An 18755-nucleotide genomic window follows, 5' to 3' on the forward strand; every position below is an offset into this window, starting at 1 on the left:
GAGCCCCGGAGAGGTAGGTTGATCGCCGTGCAGGTCGTCGCCACATTGAGCCTCAAGGGTGGGGTGGGCAAGACCACGGTCGCCCTCGGGCTCGCCGGGGCCGCCCAGCAGCACGGTGTGCGCACCCTGCTGGTCGATCTCGACCCCCAGGCCAACGCCACCATCGCCCTCGACGTGGGCGACACCTCCGCGACGATCGCCGACGTCCTCGACGACCCGCGCCGCTCGGTCCTGCGGCGCGCGATCGTGACCAGCGGCTGGGGCGACGGGCTCGACGTGCTGGTCGGCGCCGAGCAGACCGAGCGGCACAACCACCCCGACCCCGGCGCGAAGCAGCTCAGCCGGCTGAGCCGGGCACTGGGCCGGTTGACCGACGACGGCGACCACGACACCGACGATCCCGACCAGGCGGACCACGACCTGGGCCCCTACCGGCTGGTCGTGATCGACTGCCCGCCGTCGCTCGGCCAGCTCACCCGCAGCGCGCTCGCCGCCGCGCACCGCGCCGTGCTGGTGACCGACCCGACGATGTTCGCGGTGTCCGGGGTGCAGCGCGCCTTCGACGCGGTGCAGACCGAGCGCCAGCGCGGCAACCCCGACCTGCAGCCGCTCGGCGTGCTGATCAACCGCGTGCGCCCGCGCAACGCCGAGCACGAGTTCCGCGTGGCCGAGCTGCGCGAGCTGTTCGGCCCGCTCGTGTTCAGCGGTGTGCTCCCGGACCGGTCGGCGGTGCAGCAGGCCCAGGGCGCGTGCGTGCCCATCCAGCGCTGGGACACCCCGGGCGCCCGCGAGGTGTCGGCGGTGTTCACCACGCTGCTGGGCCGGGTGCTGCGCAGCGAGCGCCGCCCCCGCGCGGCGACGGCGCCGCCGCCCACCCGCTGACGGCCGTCACCGCAGCGGGATCGACCCCGCGACCAGCGCGACGAACTGCTCGGACTGCCGGAGCAGGTCGTCGGCCGCCCGCCGGTCGACCAGCCGGGCGATGCCGGCCTCGGCGGCCGCCCGGGTGTCGGAGCAGGAGGCGAAGAACGCCGCCCACTCCCCCAGCTCGGGTGCGACGGTGGCCAGCAGGTCCCACGCCCCGCGCGGGGCGCCGCGGCGCGGCTGCGGAGCGGCGCGCACCGCCAGGACGGCGGCCGCCGCCCGCAGCGAGGCCAGGTAGGCCGCCGGGTAGCGGCGCAGCGGGTCGGTCTCGTGGTGGGCCTCGGCGAGGCCGTCGGCGGCCTGGCGCAGCAGCGCGAGGGCCGAGCGGGACACCGGGGCCGCACGGGGTGCGGGTACCGGTCGATCGGTCGTGACCGTCATCGGAGCTCCTCCTCGGTGCTGCTGGCTACTCGGCGACCCGGACCAGGTCCCACACCCCGGGGCCCGCGCGCATGCGCAGCACGAACTCCCGGCCGGGGGCCTCCGGCTCCTCCGCCGACCGCGCCTCGACCCGCCAGCAGCGCAACCGGTCGCCCCCGACCGGCATGGGCGAGGGGAACGGCCACGGCGACTGCTCGATCCACCGCTCGCGGACGTCGACGACCAGGTAGCGGACCCCGCGCCGCTCCGGCCTGCGCTGGAACTCGACGGGCTCCCCGTCCTGCCACCGGACCTGGACGGGCGTGGGTTCCCGTGAACGGAACACCCGGCTGAAGGCACTCACCTGCACTCCTCCCGACCGGCCTGTTCCGACCGGCTCGTGCTCCGGCCGGTCTGGGCTCCGGCCGGCCCGGCCGGTCCGGTGGCTGGGCGCTTCCCCCGCCCGGCCACCGGACCCGCCGATGATCGAACGCATGTTCGATCCCCTCCAGTACAGCTCCCCGGGGCCGCCGCGTCAAGTCGCCGATGGTGCGGCGGGACGCGGGGGCGCCCTGCGTGGTCTGATGGCCGGGTGACCACCGCACCGGCCCGGCACCTCGTGGAACTGGGGCCGACCGATCTCGCCGCCCGCGTGGACGAGGCGCTCGCCGTCTACGTGGCGGCGATGGGCTACCCGCCGAGCACCGCCCGGCACCGCCGCACGCTGTGGCTCGACCACGTCCGGCGCCCCGGATGGCGCGCCGTCGGCTGGCTCGACGACGCCGACCGCCTGCTCGGCGTGGCCTACGGCTACTCCGGCGCGCCCGGACAGTGGTGGTATGAGGAGGTGGCCCGCGGGCTGCGCAGGCGCCCGGCCGACCGCATCTGGCTCGAGGACTACTTCGAGCTCACCGAGCTCCACGTCCGCCCCGACGCCCAGGGCGGCGGACTCGGCGAGGGGCTGCTCCGCGCGCTGCTGGCCGGCGCCGCGGCGCGCCGCGTGCTGCTGTCGACGCCCGAGCACGGCGACGGCCCCGTCAACCGGGCCTGGACGCTCTACCGGCGCACCGGGTTCTCCGACGTCCTGCGCCAGCACCGCTTCACCGGCGACGCGCGCCCGTTCGCGGTGCTCGGCCGCGAGCTGCCCCTCCCGGCCCCGCCGACGCCCGCGCCCCCGGGGTGACCGCGGGCGGATGGCACGATGACCCGATGCCGTCGTCGCGCCGCCGCCCCTCGCCCGTGGTGCTGCTGGTCACGCTGCTCGTCGCGCTGCTCGCGCTCTCCGGCTGCGCGCGCGTGCGTGCGGCGCTGGCCGTGCAGCCCGACGACACGGTCCGCGGCGAGATCGTCGTCGCCACCCCGGAGCAGAGCCCGGAGGACCCGGGCCCGGCCCTCACGGTCCCGGCGGGCCTCGCGTCCTCCGTCGACGTCTCGGAGTACCGCCAGGAGGGCTACGCCGGCTCGCTCGTGCGCTTCTCCGACCTGACGTTCCCGCAGGTCAGCGAGCTCATCACGGCCGCGGGAGAGCCGGGCGAGCGGGTGCGCCTCGACCTGCGCCGCGCGGGCAACCGGGTGGTCGTCGACGGGGCGGTGGACCTCACGAGCGTCGACGTCGACCGCTCCGACTTCCAGCTCAAGATCGCGTTCCCCGGCCAGGTGCTCGACGCCAACGGCGAGGCCGACTCCGGCGAGGTCAGCTGGACCTTCGAGGCGGGCGAGGTCGGCGACATCGAGGCCGTCGTGGCGTTCGACGACCCCGACGCCCCCTCCCCGCTGAACTGGAGCATCGGGCTGTTCCTGGTCGTCGCGCTGGCGGCGGGCGCGGTCGTGCTGCTCGCCCGCCGCACCCGCAACCCCCCGGTGCGGCGGGGCTGAGCCGCTAGGCCACCGGGACGCCGCGGCGGGCGCCGAGGTCGAGCCGCGACACCAGCTCCGACGTCGCCGTGGACCGGTTGAACGTGTAGAAGTGCAGCCCGCCCACACCCTCGGCGAGCAGGCGCTCGCATAGCTCGGTGGTGAGGTCCATGCCCGCGGCCCGGAACGCGGCCGGGTCGTCGGCGTAGCGCTCGAGCCGCTCCGCGAGACCGGGGGGCAGCGGGGCGCCGGACAGCTCGGGCCCGCGGTGCAGCGTGCGCACCGTCGTCAGCGGCATGATCCCGGGCAGCATCGGGACGTCGCAGCCGGCCGCGGCCAGGCGGTCGCGCAGCCGCAGGAAGCCCTCGGGCTCCAGGAACAGCTGCGTGATCGCGAAGTCGGCCCCGGCCCGGACCTTGGCGATCAGCCGCTCCAGGTCGGAGTCCTCGTCGGGCGAGCGCGGGTGGCCGTAGGGGAACGCGGCCACGCCGACGCAGAAGTCGCCCAGCCGGCGGGTCAGCGTGACGAGCTCGTCGGCGTAGGTGAGGCCGTCGGGGTGCGCCACCCACTCGCCCAGCGGGTCGCCGGGGGGGTCGCCGCGGACCGCCAGGATGTTGCGGATGCCCGCCGCCGCGTACTCGGCGATGACGTGGCGCAGCTCGGCCACCGAGTGCGAGACGGCCGTGAGGTGCGCCATCGCGACCAGGGTGGTCTCCGAGGCGATCCGGCCGGTGGTGCGCACGGTGCGGTCCCGGCTCGACCCGCCCGCGCCGTAGGTGACCGACGCGAACGCCGGGTCGAGCGGCTCGAGCCGGCGGATCGCCTTCCACAGCTCCGCCTCGCCCACCTCGTCCTTCGGGGGCATGAACTCCACCGAGAACACCGGTCGGTCGCCGCCGATCCGGTCGGTGATCTTCATCGGATGATCTCCAGGGTGTCGTCGCGCACGGCGCCGAGCCTACGGGGCCGGTCAGTCGGCGCGCCGGGCTCCGGCGCCGCCGTTAGGCTCGTCGTGTGCCTCCCCGATCGTCAGCCCGGCCGAGCTCGTGACCCGCACCGCCCCGGACCGCCTCCACGCCGACGACGACGGTCTCCCCGACGCCGTCGAGCGGGTGCTGGCGCAGTACCTGCGACGCCGGTGCGCCGAGGCCCGCGACGTCGACGCGGCCTTCGGTGCGGCCACCGACGCGCTCGCCGAGTTCGTGCTGAGCGGCGGCAAGCGGATCCGTCCGACGTTCGCCTGGTGGGGCTGGCGCGGCGCGGGCGGCTCGCCCGACGGCCCCGAGGCCCCCGCGGTGCTGGAGGCGATCAGCGCGCTGGAGCTGATCCAGGCCTGCGCCCTCGTGCACGACGACCTGATGGACGCCTCGGCCACGCGGCGCGGCCGTCCGACGGTGCACGTCGACTTCGCCCGCCGCCACGCCGAGGCCGGCTGGCGCGGGCGCCCCGCCCGGTTCGGGGCCGCCGCGGCGATCCTGCTCGGTGACCTCGCGCTGGTCTGGGCCGACGACCTGTTCCGGTCGGCGGGGCTCCCCCCGGAGGCCGTGCGCCGCGCCGCGCCGCCGTGGGAGGGCATGCGCACCGAGGTGCTCGGCGGCCAGTACCTCGACGTCCTGCACCAGTCCACCGGCGACGCCTCGCCGCGGGCGGCGCTGCAGGTCGACCGCTACAAGACCGCCGCGTACACCGTCGAGCGCCCGCTGCACCTCGGTGCCGCGATCGCCGACGCCTCCCCCGAGCTGACGGCCTGCTACCGGCGCTTCGGCGCCGACATCGGGATCGCCTTCCAGCTGCGCGACGACCTGCTCGGCGTGTTCGGCGACCCGGCGGTCACCGGCAAGCCCGCGGGCGACGACCTGCGCGAGGGCAAGCGCACGCTGCTGCTCGCCCTCGCCCTGGAGCGCGCGGCCGAGCAGGGAGCCACCGCGGCGGCCGAGGCGATCGAGACCGCGCTGGGCGACCCCGACCTCGACGTCGACGGCGTCGACCGCGTCCGCGGGCTGCTCGTCGACCTCGGCGCGGAGCAGGCGGTGGAGCAGCGCATCGCCGCGATGACCGGCTCCGCGCTCGACGCGCTGAGCACCGCCGACATCGAGGAGCCCGCCGCGACGCGGCTGTCGGAGCTGGCGATCGCGGCCACCCGGCGACGCCGATGAGCCTGCGGACGGTGTCGGGACCCACCGACCACGTGGTGGTCGTCGGCGCGGGGTTCGCCGGTCTCGCCACGGCGCTGCACCTGCTCGGCGCGGGCCGCCGCGTCACGGTCCTGGAGCGCGGCGAGCACCCCGGCGGCCGGGCCGGGCGCCTGGACCTGCACACCTCCGACGGCACCTACCGGGTCGACACCGGCCCCACCGTGCTGACGATGCCCGAGCTGTTCGCCGAGGCGTTCGCCGCCGTCGGGGAGAAGCTGGAGGAGCGGCTCGACCTCGTCGAGCTCGATCCCGCCTACCGCACCCACTTCGCCGACGGCTCCACCATCGACGTCCACGCCGACGCCGGGGCGATGGAGGCCGAGGTCCGGGCCGTCTGCGGTCCCGAGGCCGCCGCGGGCTACGTCCGGATGCGGGAGTGGCTCACGCAGCTCTACCGCGCCGAGATCGACCCGTTCATCGGCGCCAACTTCGACTCCCCGCTCAACCTGCTGGGTCCGGACCTGGCCCGCCTGGCCGTGCTGGGCGGGTTCGGCCGGCTCGGCCCGAAGGTCGAGAAGCTGCTGCCCGACGAGCGGCTGCAGCGGATCTTCTCCTTCCAGGCGCTCTACGCGGGCGTCCCCCCGCAGACCGCGCTCGGTGCCTACGGCGTCATCGCCTACATGGACACGATCGCCGGGGTGTTCTTCCCGAAGGGCGGGATGCGGGCGGTCGGGCAGGCGATGGCCGACGCCGCCGTCGCCGCCGGTGCGGAGATCCACTACGGACGGACGGTCACCGGGCTGGAGCGCGGGGCCGGCCGGATCACCGCCCTGCGCCACCGCCCCACCGACGACCCGGCGGCGGGCACCGACCGCACCGCGGCCGACACCGTGGTGCTCACCCCCGACCTGCCCGTCGTCCACGACCTGCTCGGCCGGGCACCGCGGCGGGTCGTGCCGCTGCGCTACTCCCCCAGCGCCGTCGTGCTGCACGCCGGACTGACGAGCACCCGCACCGAGGCCGCGCACCACACCATCTCCTTCGGCACGAAGTGGCGCGAGACCTTCCGCGAGATCATCGCCGACGGCCGCCCGATGAGCGATCCGTCACTGCTCATCACCCGCCCCACCGCGACCGACCCCTCGCTCGCCCCCGACGGCCGCGACCTGCTGTTCGTCCTCGCCCCCTGCCCCAACCTCGACGGCGCGGGCGGGCGGATCGACTGGGAGCGGATCGGCCCGGCCTACCGCGACGAGGTCCTCGGCGTCCTCGACGCGCGCGGGCACCCCGGGCTCACCGGCATCGCGGGCGACATCGCGGTGTCCGACCTGGTCACGCCGGCCGACTGGGCCGCGCAGGGCATGGCGGCGGGCACCCCGTTCTCCGCCGCGCACACCTTCGCCCAGACCGGCCCGTTCCGCCCGCGCAACCTGGTCCGCGGCTACGACAACGTCGTGCTGGCCGGCTGCGGAACCACCCCGGGCGTCGGGATCCCGCCGGTGCTGCTCTCCGGGCGCCTGGCCGCGGCCCGGATCACCGGCGCGACCCCGGGACGCAGGGTCCCGACGGGGGGCTGAGCACCGTCATGGCAGCATGGTTCGCGTCATGACCGCGCAGCCCTCCTCCCCCGTCGACCGGTCGGAGCCACCCGATCGGGTCGAGGCACCGACCGCCGACGCACCGCGTCCGGCGTCGACCTCTCGCGCCCGTCTGGGCGACCCGCCGCGGGGGACGCTGGTGCTCGGCGTCGTCGCGTCGCTGCTCATGGTCGTGGGCGGGTTCGGCGCGGCGGGTGTGCTCGTCGACGACCCGCTGCTGACGAACTCGCCGGTCGGCTTCTGGCGCTACGGCCACGGCCGCGAGATCGCCAACTCGCTGATCTACCTGGGCGTCGGGCTGCTGTCCTGGGCCTGGGTCCGGCTGGGCCGCGACGTGCTGGCCCGCCGCATCGGCGGCCGCGCCGTGCTGACGACCGCCACGGCCTGGATGCTGCCGATGCTGGTCGCCCCGCCGCTGTTCACCCGCGACGTGTTCAGCTACCTCGCCCAGGGCGCGCTGCCGCTGAACGGCTTCGACCCCTACGCCGTCGGGCCCGAGGTGCTGCCGGGGATCTTCACCGACAACGTCCACTACTTCTGGCAGGACACCCCGGCGCCCTACGGCCCGCTGTTCATCCTCTACGCCAAGTCGATCGCGTGGCTGGCCGGCGACCAGATCATCCTCGGCGTCGTCCTCATGCGCCTCGCGCTGGTCGTCGGGCTGGTCCTGCTGGTCCGGGCGCTGCCGGAGCTCGCGCGCCGGATGGGCGGGCGGCCCTCGCTCGCGCTGTGGATCGTCGTCGCCAACCCCGTGATGGTCATCCACATGGTCGGCGGCGGCCACAACGACCTGCTCGTCATGGGCCTGCTCGCCACCGCGGCGCTCGCCGCGCTGCGCGGGCAGCACGCGTGGACCATCGTGCTCGCCACCCTCGGCATGGCGGTCAAGGCGAGCGCGGGCGTCGCGCTGCCGTTCCTGGTGCTCGTCTGGGCGGCCACGATGACCGGGAGCGTCCTCGTGCGCACGCTGCGCGCCACCGCGTACGGCATCGCGATCTTCACGGGCACGTTCGCCCTGTGCACGGTCGCCGCGGGCGTCGGGCTGGGCTGGCTGCCCGCCCTGTCGGCCCCGTCGATGATCGTCAACTGGATGTCGCTGCCCACCGGCGCGGGCCAGCTGGTGCACTCGATCGTCAGCATCTTCGGGCCCGTGCCGATGCAGCCGTTCGTCAACGTCGGGCGGGCGGTCGGCGCCCTGATCCTGCTCGTCATCGCCGTGCGGCAGTGGTGGGCCGCGCGCGACGGCGGCCCGGACGCGATCCGCCGCGCCGGGATCGTGCTGCTCGCCGTCGCGCTGCTGTCGCCCACCACGCTGCCCTGGTACGTCAGCTGGGGCATGGCCCTGCTCGCGATGGTCGACTGGACGCCCCGCGCGCTGCAGGTCCTCGTGTTCTTCTCGCTCTGGCTGATGATCGTCTACTACCCGGACGGCGAGGCGGCGCTCTACGACCTGGCCGTGCTCGGGATCGGCGCGGCCCTGGCCGCCCTGGCCGCGGTGTCGCTGCTGCGCCCCGACCCGCTGGGGCTGAGCAGGCACCCGACGACCGCCGAGCCGCTTGTCCGGTAGCGGCGAGCTCGACGCCGCCGGGATCACCGACCCCGCGCTGCGGGCCGCGTACGCCACCTGCCGGCGGCTCAACGCCGTCCACGGCCGCACCTACTTCCTCGCCACCCGCCTGCTGCCGCCCGACCGCAGGCCGGCCGTGCACGCCCTGTACGGCTTCGCGCGCTACGCCGACGAGATCGTCGACGACCTCGACGACGACCGGCCCGTCGCGGAGAAGGCCGCCGAGCTCGACGCGCTGACCGCCGGCCTGCGGGCGGCCCTCGACGGCGCCCCGACCGGCGTGCCGGTCCTCACCGCGCTCGCCGACACCGCCCGCCGCCACGGCATCGACCACGCGCACTTCACCGACTTCATGACGTCGATGCGGATGGACACCGAGGTCACCTCCTACGCCACCGACGCCGACCTCGCCGTCTACGTGCACGGGTCGGCCGCGGTCATCGGGCTCCAGATGCTGCCGGTCCTCGGCACGACGGTGCCGATCGAGGAGGCGACGCCGCCCGCCACCGCGCTCGGCGTGGCGTTCCAGCTCACCAACTTCCTGCGCGACGTCGGCGAGGACCTCGACCGCGGGCGCGTCTACCTCCCCGCCGACGAGCTGGCCGCGTTCGGCGTCGACCGGGACCTGCTCACCTGGTGCCGGACCCACCGCCGTACCGACCCGCGCGTGCGGCGCGCGCTCGCGCACCTCGTCGCCCGGACCCGCGCCACCTACCGGCGCGCCCGGCCCGGCATCGGGATGCTGGAGCCGGTCTCCCGGGCCTGCGTCGGCTGCGCCTACACCCTCTACCAGGGCATCCTCGACGAGATCGAGGCGGCCGACTACGCCGTGCTGCACCGGCGGGTGGCCGTGCCGACCCGGCGCAGGCTCGCCGTCGCACTGCCCGGGCTGGGCCGCGCGGTGCTGGCTAGAAGGCCATCGCCTGCGCGCGGCGCTTGATCTCGCGGTGGCGCCCGGCCGCCAGGTTGTCCATCGGGGTGCCGGGCAGCGAGTCGTCCTCGCTGAACAGCCAGCGCAGGATGTCGTCGTCGGAGTACCCGCCGTCGCGCAGCACCGTGATCGTGCCGGGCAGGCCCTTCACGACCTCGGCCCGTTCCTCCTCGGTGACGAGGAACGCCGCGGGCACCACCACCTCGCCGCCGCGGCGCAGCGACAGGATCTGCCCGTCGCGCACCAGTTGGTGCACCCGGGACACGGGCTGGTTCAGCAGGGTTGCGACCTCGGCGACGGGCAACGTGACCACGTCGTCGGCCAGAACGGACACCTCACTCACGGTGGGCAGGATGCCACACGTGGCGGGTTCCCCGCGCCTGGTCCGGGCGCCGGGAGCCCGGCCGGTACCGTCGGGGGCGTGAACGCCCCGCCCGCCGCGCTGCTCGACGCGCGCTACCGGCTCGGTCCGGTGATCGCCCGCGGGGGCATGTCCACCGTCTACCGGGGCACCGACACGCGCCTCGACCGGCCCGTCGCCATCAAGGTGATGGAGCCGCGGCTGGCCGCCGACCCCGCGTTCCGCACCCGCTTCGAGCGCGAGGCCCGGTCCGCGGCCCGGATCGACCATCCCGCCGTCGTCGACGTCTTCGACCAGGGCGACGACCGCAGCGGGCCCGAGCCGGTCCTGTTCCTGGTGATGGAGCTCGTCGAGGGCGCCACCCTGCGCGACGTGCTGCGGCTGCGCGGCCAGCTGGGCGTCCCGGCCGCCGTCGCCGTGCTGGACCGGGTGCTGTCCGGCCTGGCCGAGGCGCACCGGCTCGGTCTGGTGCACCGCGACGTCAAGCCGGAGAACGTGCTCATCAGCTACGCGGGCGAGGTCAAGGTCGCCGACTTCGGGCTCGTCGTCGCGGCCGCCCAGGCGGGCGCCAGCCACGTCGGCACGATCATGGGCACGGTCGCGTACCTCTCCCCCGAGCAGGTCGCCACCGGCGCCGCCGACGCCCGCAGCGACGTCTACGCCGCCGGCATCCTGCTCTACGAGCTCCTCACCGGCGCCCCGCCGTTCACCGGCGACACCGCGATCTCGGTGGCGTTCCGGCACGTCAACGACCGGGTGCCGGCGCCGTCGCTGATCGCGGGCGACGTCCCGCCCGAGCTCGACGCGCTCGTGCTCCGCGCCACCGACCGCGACCCGGCCGCCCGCCCCGCCGACGCCGGCGCCCTGCTCGCCGACCTGCGGCGGGTCGCGCACCGCCTCGAGGTGCCGCGGGTGCCGGTGCCGGTACCCGCGCCGCCGCCGGTCACCGTCGAGGACACCCAGCCCGTGGTGGGCCCCGTCCCGCGCGGCACGCAGGCGCTGCCCGCCGGGCCGCGCACGTCGACCGACCTGCCCGCCCCGCCCGACCACGTCCACGCCCGGCGCCGCAGCCGGAGGTTCTTCGGGATCGGCGTCGCGGTCGTGCTGGTGGTCGCCCTCGCCGTCGGCGCGGTGGCCTGGTGGGTGGGCACCGGGAGGTGGACCGAGGTGCCGTCGCTGGTCGGGGTGCAGCGGTCCGCCGCCACCCAGCTGCTGGAGGACTACGACCTCGTCACCGGGCCCGCCACGGAGACCTTCGACGACGCCGCACCGGCCGGGGCCGTGCTGGCCACCGACCCGCCCGTGGGATCGCGGCTGCTGCGCGGCGAGGTCGTGCGGCTCACCGTGTCCACCGGACGCCCGGTGGTGCCCCTCGTCGACGCCGGCACGCCCGTCGCCGAGGCCGAGCGGCTCGTCCGCGACGCCGGGCTGACGCCCACCCGCACCAGCGGCGACGCCGAGTACGACGACACGGTGCCGGAGGGCGCCGTCATCCGCACCGTGCCCGCGGCCGGGCAGCCGGTGGCGATCGGCGGGCCGGTCACGCTCGTCGTGAGCCGGGGCGTCGAGCCGCCGCCGCAGCCGCAGCGGGTGTCGGTGCCGCTGGTCGTCGGGCAGACCGCGAACGAGGCCCAGGCCCTGCTCGCCGAGCTGGGCCTGAGCACCGTCGTGCAGTCGACGCTGCCGTTCCAGCTCAACGAGAACCCGACGGTGATCGGGCAGACCCCGTCGGCGGGCGCGGTGGTCGAGGCGGGCACCCAGGTCGTGCTGGACACCCTCTGACCCGCCCGCGGGGCTACCCGCGCAGCATCTCCGCCACGAGGAACGCCAGCTCCAGGGACTGCTGGGTGTTCAGGCGGGGGTCGCACGCGGTCTCGTAGCGGCCGCCCAGGTCGGCGTCGGAGATCTCCTGCGCGCCGCCCAGGCACTCCGTGACGTCCTCGCCGGTGACCTCGACGTGGATGCCGCCGGGGTGCGTGCCCAGGCCGCGGTGCACCTCGAAGAAGCCCTGCACCTCGTCGACGATGCGGTCGAAGTGGCGGGTCTTGTAGCCGGAGGTGGACTCGACGGTGTTGCCGTGCATCGGGTCGCACTGCCAGATGACCTTGTGCCCGGAGGCCTCGACCTTCTCCACGATCGACGGCAGCACGTCGCGGACCTTGCCGTTGCCCATCCGGCTGATCAGCGTGAGGCGGCCGGGCACGTTCTTCGGGTCGAGCCGCTCGACGTACTCGACGGCCAGCTCGGGCGTGGTCGTCGGGCCGATCTTCAGGCCGATCGGGTTGGACAGCAGCTCCGCGAGCGCGATGTGGGCGCCGTCGAGCTGGCGGGTGCGCTCGCCGATCCACAGGAAGTGCGCGGACAGGTCGTAGAGCCGCGCCTCCTCCCGCGTGCGGTCCATCCGCAGCATCGCGCGCTCGTAGTCCATGAGCAGCGCCTCGTGCGAGGCGTAGAACTCGACGCTGTGCAGGTTGTGGTCCTCCACGCCGCAGGCGTCCATGAACCGGACGGCGCGCTCGATCTCGGCGGCGACCGCCTCGTACCGCTCCCCCGCCGCCGACGTGCGCACGAAGTCCTTGTTCCAGTCGTGCACGGTGGACAGGTCGGCCATGCCGGTGGCGGTGAGGGCGCGCACCAGGTTCATCGCGGCGCTCGCGTTGGCGTAGGCCCGGACCATGCGCGACGGGTCGGGCCGCCGGGCGTCGGCGTCGGCGACGATCGAGTGCACGATGTCGCCGCGGTAGGACGGCAGCCCCAGCGCGTCGACGGGCGAGCTGCGCGGCTTGGCGTACTGGCCGGCGATCCGGCCGACCTTCACCACCGGCGTCGACGCGCCGTAGGTGAGCACGATCGCCATCTGCAGCAGCGTGCGGATGGTGGCGCGGATGTGCGGCTCGGTGTTGTCGACGAACGTCTCGGCGCAGTCGCCGCCCTGCAGCAGGAACGCCTTGCCGTTCGCGACGTCGGCCAGCCGCGACTGCAGGCGGTCGACCTCCGGCGGCAGCGTCACCGGCGGGACGCTCTCCAGCACCGTGCGGACGTGCGCGACCTCGGCCGCGTCCGGCCAGTCGGGCTGCTGCGCGGCCGGGCGGGAGAGCGCGTCGTCGAGACGGCTCCGCAGGTCGGCGGGAAGCGGCGGGAGCTCGGGCAGCACTTCGACCGGGGCGTCGACGGTCCAGTTCACGACGACACCCTACTCAGCGGGCCGCGACCGCCGACTCGATGGCCTCCCAGCGGCGCAGGTTGAGCCGGGCGTCGGCGAGCGCGTCGTGGGCGTCGGCGGTGGGCGAGGGCAGCGGGGGGCGGCCGGAGTCCTCCCAGCGCTGGCGCAGCTCGCGCGTGAACCGGGGCAGCGCCCGCGGCAGGGCGGGCATGGCCCCCCAGAGCTGGCACAGCGCGACGTGGTCGTAGGCGGCGATCCAGGCCCACAGCTCGATGTCTCCGCCGGGCTCGGTGATGAACTCGAGCAGGTCCGAGCGCAGCCGGGACCGGGAGCGCCACGACGGGTCGGCGGGCGAGGGCAGCTTGGGCAGCACGTTGGCCCGGACCCAGGCGCCCGCGCGCGAGGGGTCGAACTCCGTGGAGACCGCGTAGAACTCCCGTCCGTCCTCCCCGACGACCCCGATGGAGACCAGGTCGATCGTGGTGCCGTCCTCGATGAACTCGCAGTCGTAGAAGAAGCGCACGTCACGAGGTTAGCCGCCGGCGGTGCGGTCCGGCGCACCGCCGGACCGCACGTCGATCCCGGCCCCGCCCCCGCTAACGAAACGGGGCCCGCGGCGATGTCAGCACAGGAGCACCAGGCCCGCACGGCGGACCGGTACCCGCACGGACCTCGGGGGGCCCATGTCCGGACCATCGCCACCCCGTGCGCAGGCACGGGTCGCCGCACTCGTCGGTTCTCCGCCCGTCGCGGGGGCCGTGGTCTTCGTGCTGGCCCTGGCCGCCGCGCTGCTGCGCCCCGAGGGGTCCGGGGTGGCGGCGTGGTGGCCCGCCGCGGGAGTCGGCGTCGCCGCCGCGGCCTGCGCGACCGGCCGCAGGCGCCACGGCGTCCTGGCCGCGGTCGCGGTCGCGACACTCGCGGCCAACCTCGCCGCCGGACGGTCGCCCGTGCTCAGCCTGTGCTTCACCGCGGCCGGCGTCGCCGAGGCCGCCCTCGCCGCGCGGATCCTCACCCGCGACGGGCCCCCCGAGCTGGGCACGCTGCCCCAGCTGGGCCGGCTGTTCGGGGCGGCGGCCGCGGGCGCGGCGCTGGCCGCGACCGTCGCGGCGCTCGCCGTGGCCGGCCTGACCGCGGCCGACCCGTGGGCGGCGTGGTCGGCCGTGGCCGCCGCGCACGGGGCGGCGATCGTCGTGCTGGTCCCGGCGGTGATGCGGGTGCCGCCGCGACCGTCCGCCGCGCGCCGGGCCGAGACGGTCGGGCTGTGGGCGCTGGTCCTCGCCGTGTCCGTCGTCGTCTTCGCCCCGGGCCAGACGCTCCCGCTCGCCTACCTCGCCGTCGCGGCGCTCGTCGGCACGGGGCTGCGCCTGGGGGTCCGGGCGGCGTCGGCCCAGCTCGTCGCCGTCGCGGTGCTCGCCGCCGTGCTCGGCGGCCGGGGCGGCGGGCCGTTCGCCGCGGCCGGCCGGGAGCTCACCCCCGCCGTCGCCGGGACGCTGCTGCAGCTGTTCATCGGCTCGTGCGCACTCGTCGTGCTGGCGCTGGCGATCTCCGTGGCCCAGCGCGAGGCCGCGCTGGGCCGCCTCGCCGGGCAGCGCCGCTTCGACCGGGCCGTGCTCGAGGTCGTCAACGCGGGCGTGCTGGCCTGCGACGCGCAGGGGCGGATCGTCGTGCGCAACCGCGCGCACCGGCTCGCCACCGGCGTCGCGGACACCGGGGACGTCGAGCCGGGCCGGCTCGCCCGCGACCTGCGGGTCACCGCGGACGGGGTCCCGGTACCGGCCGACGGCACGCCGCTGCGGCGCGCGCTGCGCGGGGAGGAGCTCACCGACCTGTCGCTGCGGTTCGAGCCCGACGGGGGGCCGCCCACCGACGTCGTCGCGATGGCCCGCCCGATCCACGACGCCGACGGCGACCTGCTCGGTGCCGTCGCCGCGTTCACCGACGTCACCGCGGAGCGCGCGGTGCAGGAGCGGCTGCGGGAGAGCCTGGCGTTCCGGGAGGCCGTGCTCGCCGTCAGCCCCGACACGCTGTTCCTCGTCGACCCGGTCGCCCGCGAGACCGTGTGGCTCTCCCGCCCGGTCGACGGGCGGCCGGGACAGTCCCCGCCCGAGCTCGTCGCGATGGGGCCCGAGCACTGCCGGGACCGGGTGCATCCCGACGACGTCACGACCCTGCTCGACGCCGACGCGTCGGCGTCCGGGCTGCCCGACGGCGGGGTCCGCAAGGTGCGCCTGCGCATCCGCGACGCCGACGGCCGCTACCGGTGGGTGTCGCGGCGGGTCACCCCCTTCGCCCGCGACGCCGGCGGCACCGTGACCCGGCTGCTCGGCGTGGTCCGCGACATCACCGAGAACGTCGAGCTGGAGGAGCGCCTCGCCGCACAGGCCCTGCACGACCCGCTGACCGGGCTGCCGAACCGGCGGCTGCTCACCGACCGGCTGGCCACGGCGCTGCACCGGACCTCGCGCTCGGGCGACCCCGTGCCGGTCCTCTACTGCGACCTCGACGGATTCAAGATCGTCAACGACACCGCGGGCCACGCCGTCGGGGACGCGGTGCTCTGCGCCACCGCCGCCCGCCTGACGGAGGTGCTCCGGCCCCAGGACACCGTCGCCCGCGTCGGCGGGGACGAGTTCGTCGCCGTGCTCGACCCGGCCCTGCGCGCGGTCGACGACGGCGACGGGGACGGCGACGTGCGCAGCCAGGCCCGGGCGATCGCGCGGCGGATCATCGCCGCGCTGGCCGAGCCGGTCGTCGTCGACGGGGTGGAGCACCGGGTGTCGGTCAGCGTCGGCATGACCTTCGCCCGCTCCGGGGAGTCCCCCGAGCAGGCCCTCGACGACGCCGACCGCGCGATGTACCACGCCAAGCTGCGCGGCAAGGGCCGCCACGAGGTGTTCGACGGGGCGGCCGGTCGGGCGTGAGTCAGGAGGCCCGCGTGTCGGGCACGGGCGGCGGGGCCGGGCGGGGCTCCTCCTTCGCCGCGGCCTTCGCCGCGCGCTCCTTCACCGAGGCCGCGTACATGTCGACGTAGGTCTGCTCGGAGAGCTCCATGAGCGCGTACATGATCTCGTCGGTCATCGACCGCTCGATGAACCGGTCGCCCTCCATGCCGGCGTACCGGCTGAAGTCGAGCGGCTCGCCGACCCGGATGTGGACCTTGTGCGGGCGCCACATGCGCGACCCGATCGGGTTGACCTTGTCGGTGCCGATCATCGCGACCGGGACGACGGGGACGTCGGCCTCCAGCGTCATCCGGGCGACCCCGGTCTTGCCCTTGTAGAGGCGCCCGTCGGGCGAGCGCGTGCCCTCGGGGTAGATGCCGAGCAGCCGGCCCTCGCGCAGCACCCGGACCGCGGTGTCCATGGCGTCGCGGGCCGCGGAGCCGCCGGAGCGGTCGATTGGGATCTGGCCGACGCCGGTGAAGAACGCCTTCTGCAGGCGCCCGATCAGGCCGGGCTTGGTGAAGTACTCCGACTTCGCGGGGAACGTGATCCGCCGCGGCACCAGCAGGGGCAGCAGGAAGGAGTCGACCACGGCCAGGTGGTTGCTCGCGAGGATCGCGCCACCACGGGCCGGGATGTGCTCGAGCCCCTCGATCGTCGGCCGGCAGAACAGCCGCAGCAGCGGACCGAGTAGCACGAACTTGGACCACCAGTACAGCACCTGGGCGTGCCCCCTTCACCGCGACGGGCGTCAGCCTACGGACGGGGCAGGCGCCGCGACAACGGGCCGTGACCCACATCGGTTCCCGCGACCGCGCGGGCGTGTCAGGATGGCCCGGACCGTCGCGCGGCGGTGGGTGTGCGGTGGCGAGGAGTTCACGTGGGCGGCGATCCGGACGAGCGTCCGCACCCCGACGGCGGTGTCGACGACTTCGACGCCATCGTCGCGGGCTGGCGCCGGGAGGGCGAGGTGCCGCGCTGGCCCGACGAGGAGCCGGCGGCCGATCCGCCCGCCTCTCCCCCGCCCGCCCCACCGGCCGCGTCCGTCGTGCGGCCACCGGCGGCGGTCGCACCCGAGGACGAGCACTTCGTCCCCCCGGAGCCCCCGCCGCTGCCCCGGCTGGCCCCGCCCGCCGCCGTCGGGCTGGTGCTGCTGATCCTCGGCATCGTCCTGGTCACCGCGCCCGGGTGGGTCGGGGTGCCGGAGACCTACGGCATGCCGCTGGGGCTGCTCACCCTGGCCGCCGGGCTCGGGTGGCTGGTCCTGCGGCTGTGGCCCTCCCCGCCCCGCCCGGGTGAGGACGACGACGGCGCGGTGCTCTAGCCGCGACGCGGTGAGGCCGGGGCCCGGCCGCTCGATCCGGCGCCCCGCTGCATCCGCACGCCGGAGGAACCCCGCGGAGCGGGTGGATCGCCGCGGCGCACCCTCCTCGGCTGGCGGCTGTGGACGGGCGGGCGGGGATTCAGGCGACGTCGTGCTGACCCGGCCGCGCCGTCGACGGTCGACCGGCCGCCGGCGCGATCTCGGCGTGGTGGACCGCGCCGGTCGGAGTGGTGGTCGTGACCTTTTCTCCGACGACTTCCGCCCGCCATCCCGCGATCTCCCGGACGTGGTTGTGGAATGCGCACAATCCGCGCCCATTGGTGAACTCGGTGGTTCCACCGTCTTTCCAACGGCGGATGTGGTCGATGTGGCGGATCGGGGCGTCGCAGTACGGTTCACGGCAGCGATGCCCGTCCCGGGCCCGGATCAACGCGGCCAACCGCCCGGTGAACAGGCGGCTGCGGGAGTCCCCGCCGATGACGACGCCGTCGCGGGTGATCAGTCGTCGCCAGGTCCTCCGGCCGTCTCCGGTGGTGAGGAGCTCGACCGGGACGGGTCCGTGGCCGGGGACCTCGGCCGGGAGGGGGCTGTCGGCGTCGACCAGCGCTTCCACCGGCACCACGACCTGGATCTCGACGTTCACGTCGCGGGCGGTGGCTTGTCCGGTGAGGCGTTCGACCAGGGCGTCGGCCATGATCTGACCGCGCCCCCGGGTGACCGGTTCGGGCCGCACCGCGGCTTCGTTCACCACGGCGGCGAGGGCGGCGTAGCAGGCCACGGCCTCCTCGACGGGCAGGTGGGCGGTGAGGTCGGCCATGCCGTCGGCGGCGGGGCGGACCGACACGCGTCGTCCGGTGCGGGCGGCCCGGCAGCGGGCGGTGAACTTCTCCGGCGCGACCTGGGCGGCGAGGGACCGGGTGAGGTCGTGGATCCGGCGTACCCCGAGGGTCTCGACCCGCCGCTCGGCCAACCCCCGATCGACCTCCGCCCGCTCGGCGGGTGAGAGGTGCGCGGTGGCCGCCACGATGGTCGCGGTCTGGTACTCGCTCAGCCGTCCCGCGGTGAACAGTTCCCGGACCCGGGTGTGCCCGGCGTGCAGGTCCCGCGCGATCCGGACCCGCCGCCTGCCCTCGGTCGGCGACACCCGACAGGCCAACCCGACCTGGGCGGCGATGCTGCGTTCCAGCGCCTCCGGATCGACCTCACCGGCCGCGATCTGCGATTCCGCGTGTGCAGTCGCGAATTCCAGAACAGCCTCGGACTGCTCGGCGGCGATGGCCGCCTTCCGTTCCTCGAGCAGCGCGATCCGTTCGATGAGCAGCGCCTCGGAAGGCGCGCTGGAACGGGTCGGGGACATGACTCGAATATACCAGCGAATCGCCATTGATGCGAACGTCTGTTCGAACGAGCCGTCCCGAAGAGGTCCTCCGCCCGTGACCTCCTGGGCCGGGTCGCGCCGAGCGGAAAGGTGGGCAACCGGGGTGTCTCGCCGCGCTCACGACCTGCGCCCCGCGCGGTCGAACTGCAGCAGACCGTCGGCGCGGGCCGGGACCGTCGCGCGCCTCGGCGGGGCGACGGAGGACTCGGTGTCGAACA

18 protein-coding genes are annotated in these 18755 nt (G+C 75.5%); 10 read left to right on the forward strand and 8 right to left on the reverse strand.

The window, feature by feature from the left end; genetic code table 11:
* The first annotated feature begins 27 nt into the window (after positions 1-27).
* Positions 28-882 carry a ParA family protein gene (locus H6H00_RS27540; protein WP_185718561.1) on the forward strand — a complete coding sequence of 285 codons (855 nt, stop codon included), beginning with the start codon at positions 28-30 and terminating at the stop codon, positions 880-882.
* 6 nt (positions 883-888) lie between these two features.
* Here H6H00_RS27540 and H6H00_RS27545 read toward each other — a convergent pair whose 3' ends face one another.
* Together H6H00_RS27545 and H6H00_RS27550 are read right to left on the reverse strand one after the other, a co-directional pair.
* Positions 889-1305: an SAV_6107 family HEPN domain-containing protein gene (locus H6H00_RS27545; RefSeq protein ID WP_185718562.1), complete on the reverse strand. Its 417-nt coding sequence runs from the start codon at positions 1303-1305 to the stop codon at positions 889-891.
* Between the two features lie 25 nt (positions 1306-1330).
* Positions 1331-1648: a hypothetical protein gene (locus H6H00_RS27550; RefSeq protein WP_185718563.1), complete on the reverse strand. Its 318-nt coding sequence runs from the start codon at positions 1646-1648 to the stop codon at positions 1331-1333.
* A gap of 228 nt (positions 1649-1876) precedes the next feature.
* On the opposite strand from H6H00_RS27550, the gene H6H00_RS27555 reads away from it, so the two are divergent.
* Entirely contained in the window at positions 1877-2467 is a 591-nt protein-coding gene (locus tag H6H00_RS27555) for a GNAT family N-acetyltransferase (protein WP_185718564.1), read from the forward strand.
* Positions 2468-2493: 26 nt separating this feature from the next.
* The gene (locus H6H00_RS27560) at positions 2494-3159 is read left to right on the forward strand and encodes an LppM family (lipo)protein (RefSeq protein WP_185718565.1); all 666 of its coding nucleotides are present in this window, start codon (positions 2494-2496) and stop codon (positions 3157-3159) included.
* 4 nt (positions 3160-3163) lie between these two features.
* Here the strand turns inward: H6H00_RS27560 and H6H00_RS27565 are convergent, their stop codons facing one another.
* Positions 3164-4057 carry a methylenetetrahydrofolate reductase gene (locus tag H6H00_RS27565; RefSeq protein WP_185718566.1) on the reverse strand — a complete coding sequence of 298 codons (894 nt, stop codon included), beginning with the start codon at positions 4055-4057 and terminating at the stop codon, positions 3164-3166.
* A gap of 127 nt (positions 4058-4184) precedes the next feature.
* On the opposite strand from H6H00_RS27565, the gene H6H00_RS27570 reads away from it, so the two are divergent.
* From H6H00_RS27570 to H6H00_RS27585, 4 genes are read left to right on the forward strand one after another with little or no spacing between them, the layout of a single operon-like run.
* The gene (locus H6H00_RS27570) at positions 4185-5294 is read left to right on the forward strand and encodes a polyprenyl synthetase family protein (protein ID WP_185718567.1); all 1110 of its coding nucleotides are present in this window, start codon (positions 4185-4187) and stop codon (positions 5292-5294) included.
* 2 nt (positions 5295-5296) lie between these two features.
* Complete coding sequence (gene crtI / locus H6H00_RS27575) at positions 5297-6850, forward strand: phytoene desaturase family protein (RefSeq protein WP_185722818.1); 1554 nt, start codon at positions 5297-5299, stop codon at positions 6848-6850.
* A 28-nt stretch (positions 6851-6878) separates the two neighbouring features.
* Positions 6879-8438 carry a polyprenol phosphomannose-dependent alpha 1,6 mannosyltransferase MptB gene (mptB, locus tag H6H00_RS27580; RefSeq protein WP_255425399.1) on the forward strand — a complete coding sequence of 520 codons (1560 nt, stop codon included), beginning with the start codon at positions 6879-6881 and terminating at the stop codon, positions 8436-8438.
* Positions 8428-9378: a phytoene/squalene synthase family protein gene (locus tag H6H00_RS27585; RefSeq protein ID WP_185718569.1), complete on the forward strand. Its 951-nt coding sequence runs from the start codon at positions 8428-8430 to the stop codon at positions 9376-9378. Before mptB ends, H6H00_RS27585 begins: the two co-directional genes overlap by 11 nt.
* Here H6H00_RS27585 and H6H00_RS27590 read toward each other — a convergent pair.
* Positions 9347-9712, reverse strand: coding sequence for an Rv2175c family DNA-binding protein (locus H6H00_RS27590; protein WP_255425400.1), 366 nt, complete (start codon positions 9710-9712; stop codon positions 9347-9349). The two genes, H6H00_RS27585 and H6H00_RS27590, sit on opposite strands and share 32 nt — an antisense overlap.
* A 78-nt stretch (positions 9713-9790) precedes the next feature.
* Here H6H00_RS27590 and pknB point away from each other — a divergent pair, with 78 nt between their 5' ends.
* A complete protein-coding gene (gene pknB, locus H6H00_RS27595; RefSeq protein ID WP_185718570.1) occupies positions 9791-11512 on the forward strand; it encodes a Stk1 family PASTA domain-containing Ser/Thr kinase in 1722 nt (573 codons plus the stop codon).
* A gap of 13 nt (positions 11513-11525) precedes the next feature.
* Here pknB and H6H00_RS27600 read toward each other — a convergent pair whose 3' ends face one another.
* On the reverse strand, positions 11526-12914 hold the full coding sequence (locus tag H6H00_RS27600; protein ID WP_185718571.1) for a class II 3-deoxy-7-phosphoheptulonate synthase: 1389 nt from the start codon (positions 12912-12914) through the stop codon (positions 11526-11528).
* Positions 12915-12927: 13 nt separating this feature from the next.
* Positions 12928-13416 carry a polyadenylate-specific 3'-exoribonuclease AS gene (locus H6H00_RS27605; protein ID WP_185718572.1) on the reverse strand — a complete coding sequence of 163 codons (489 nt, stop codon included), beginning with the start codon at positions 13414-13416 and terminating at the stop codon, positions 12928-12930.
* Positions 13417-13651: 235 nt separating this feature from the next.
* On the opposite strand from H6H00_RS27605, the gene H6H00_RS27610 reads away from it, so the two are divergent.
* A complete protein-coding gene (locus H6H00_RS27610; RefSeq protein WP_185718573.1) occupies positions 13652-15814 on the forward strand; it encodes a sensor domain-containing diguanylate cyclase in 2163 nt (720 codons plus the stop codon).
* A 1-nt stretch (position 15815) separates the two neighbouring features.
* On the opposite strand, the gene H6H00_RS27615 is transcribed toward H6H00_RS27610, so the two are convergent.
* Positions 15816-16556 carry a lysophospholipid acyltransferase family protein gene (locus H6H00_RS27615; RefSeq protein ID WP_185718574.1) on the reverse strand — a complete coding sequence of 247 codons (741 nt, stop codon included), beginning with the start codon at positions 16554-16556 and terminating at the stop codon, positions 15816-15818.
* A 159-nt stretch (positions 16557-16715) separates the two neighbouring features.
* On the opposite strand from H6H00_RS27615, the gene H6H00_RS27620 reads away from it, so the two are divergent.
* Positions 16716-17159 (forward strand): hypothetical protein, encoded by a 444-nt coding sequence (locus H6H00_RS27620; protein WP_185718575.1) that lies wholly within the window; start codon positions 16716-16718, stop codon positions 17157-17159.
* Between the two features lie 139 nt (positions 17160-17298).
* Here the strand turns inward: H6H00_RS27620 and H6H00_RS27625 are convergent, their stop codons facing one another.
* Positions 17299-18516, reverse strand: coding sequence for an HNH endonuclease (locus tag H6H00_RS27625; protein ID WP_255425401.1), 1218 nt, complete (start codon positions 18514-18516; stop codon positions 17299-17301).
* Positions 18517-18755 lie beyond the last annotated feature (239 nt).

It is taken from the genome of Pseudonocardia petroleophila (assembly GCF_014235185.1).
In the GTDB taxonomy this organism is placed as follows: domain Bacteria; phylum Actinomycetota; class Actinomycetes; order Mycobacteriales; family Pseudonocardiaceae; genus Pseudonocardia; species Pseudonocardia petroleophila.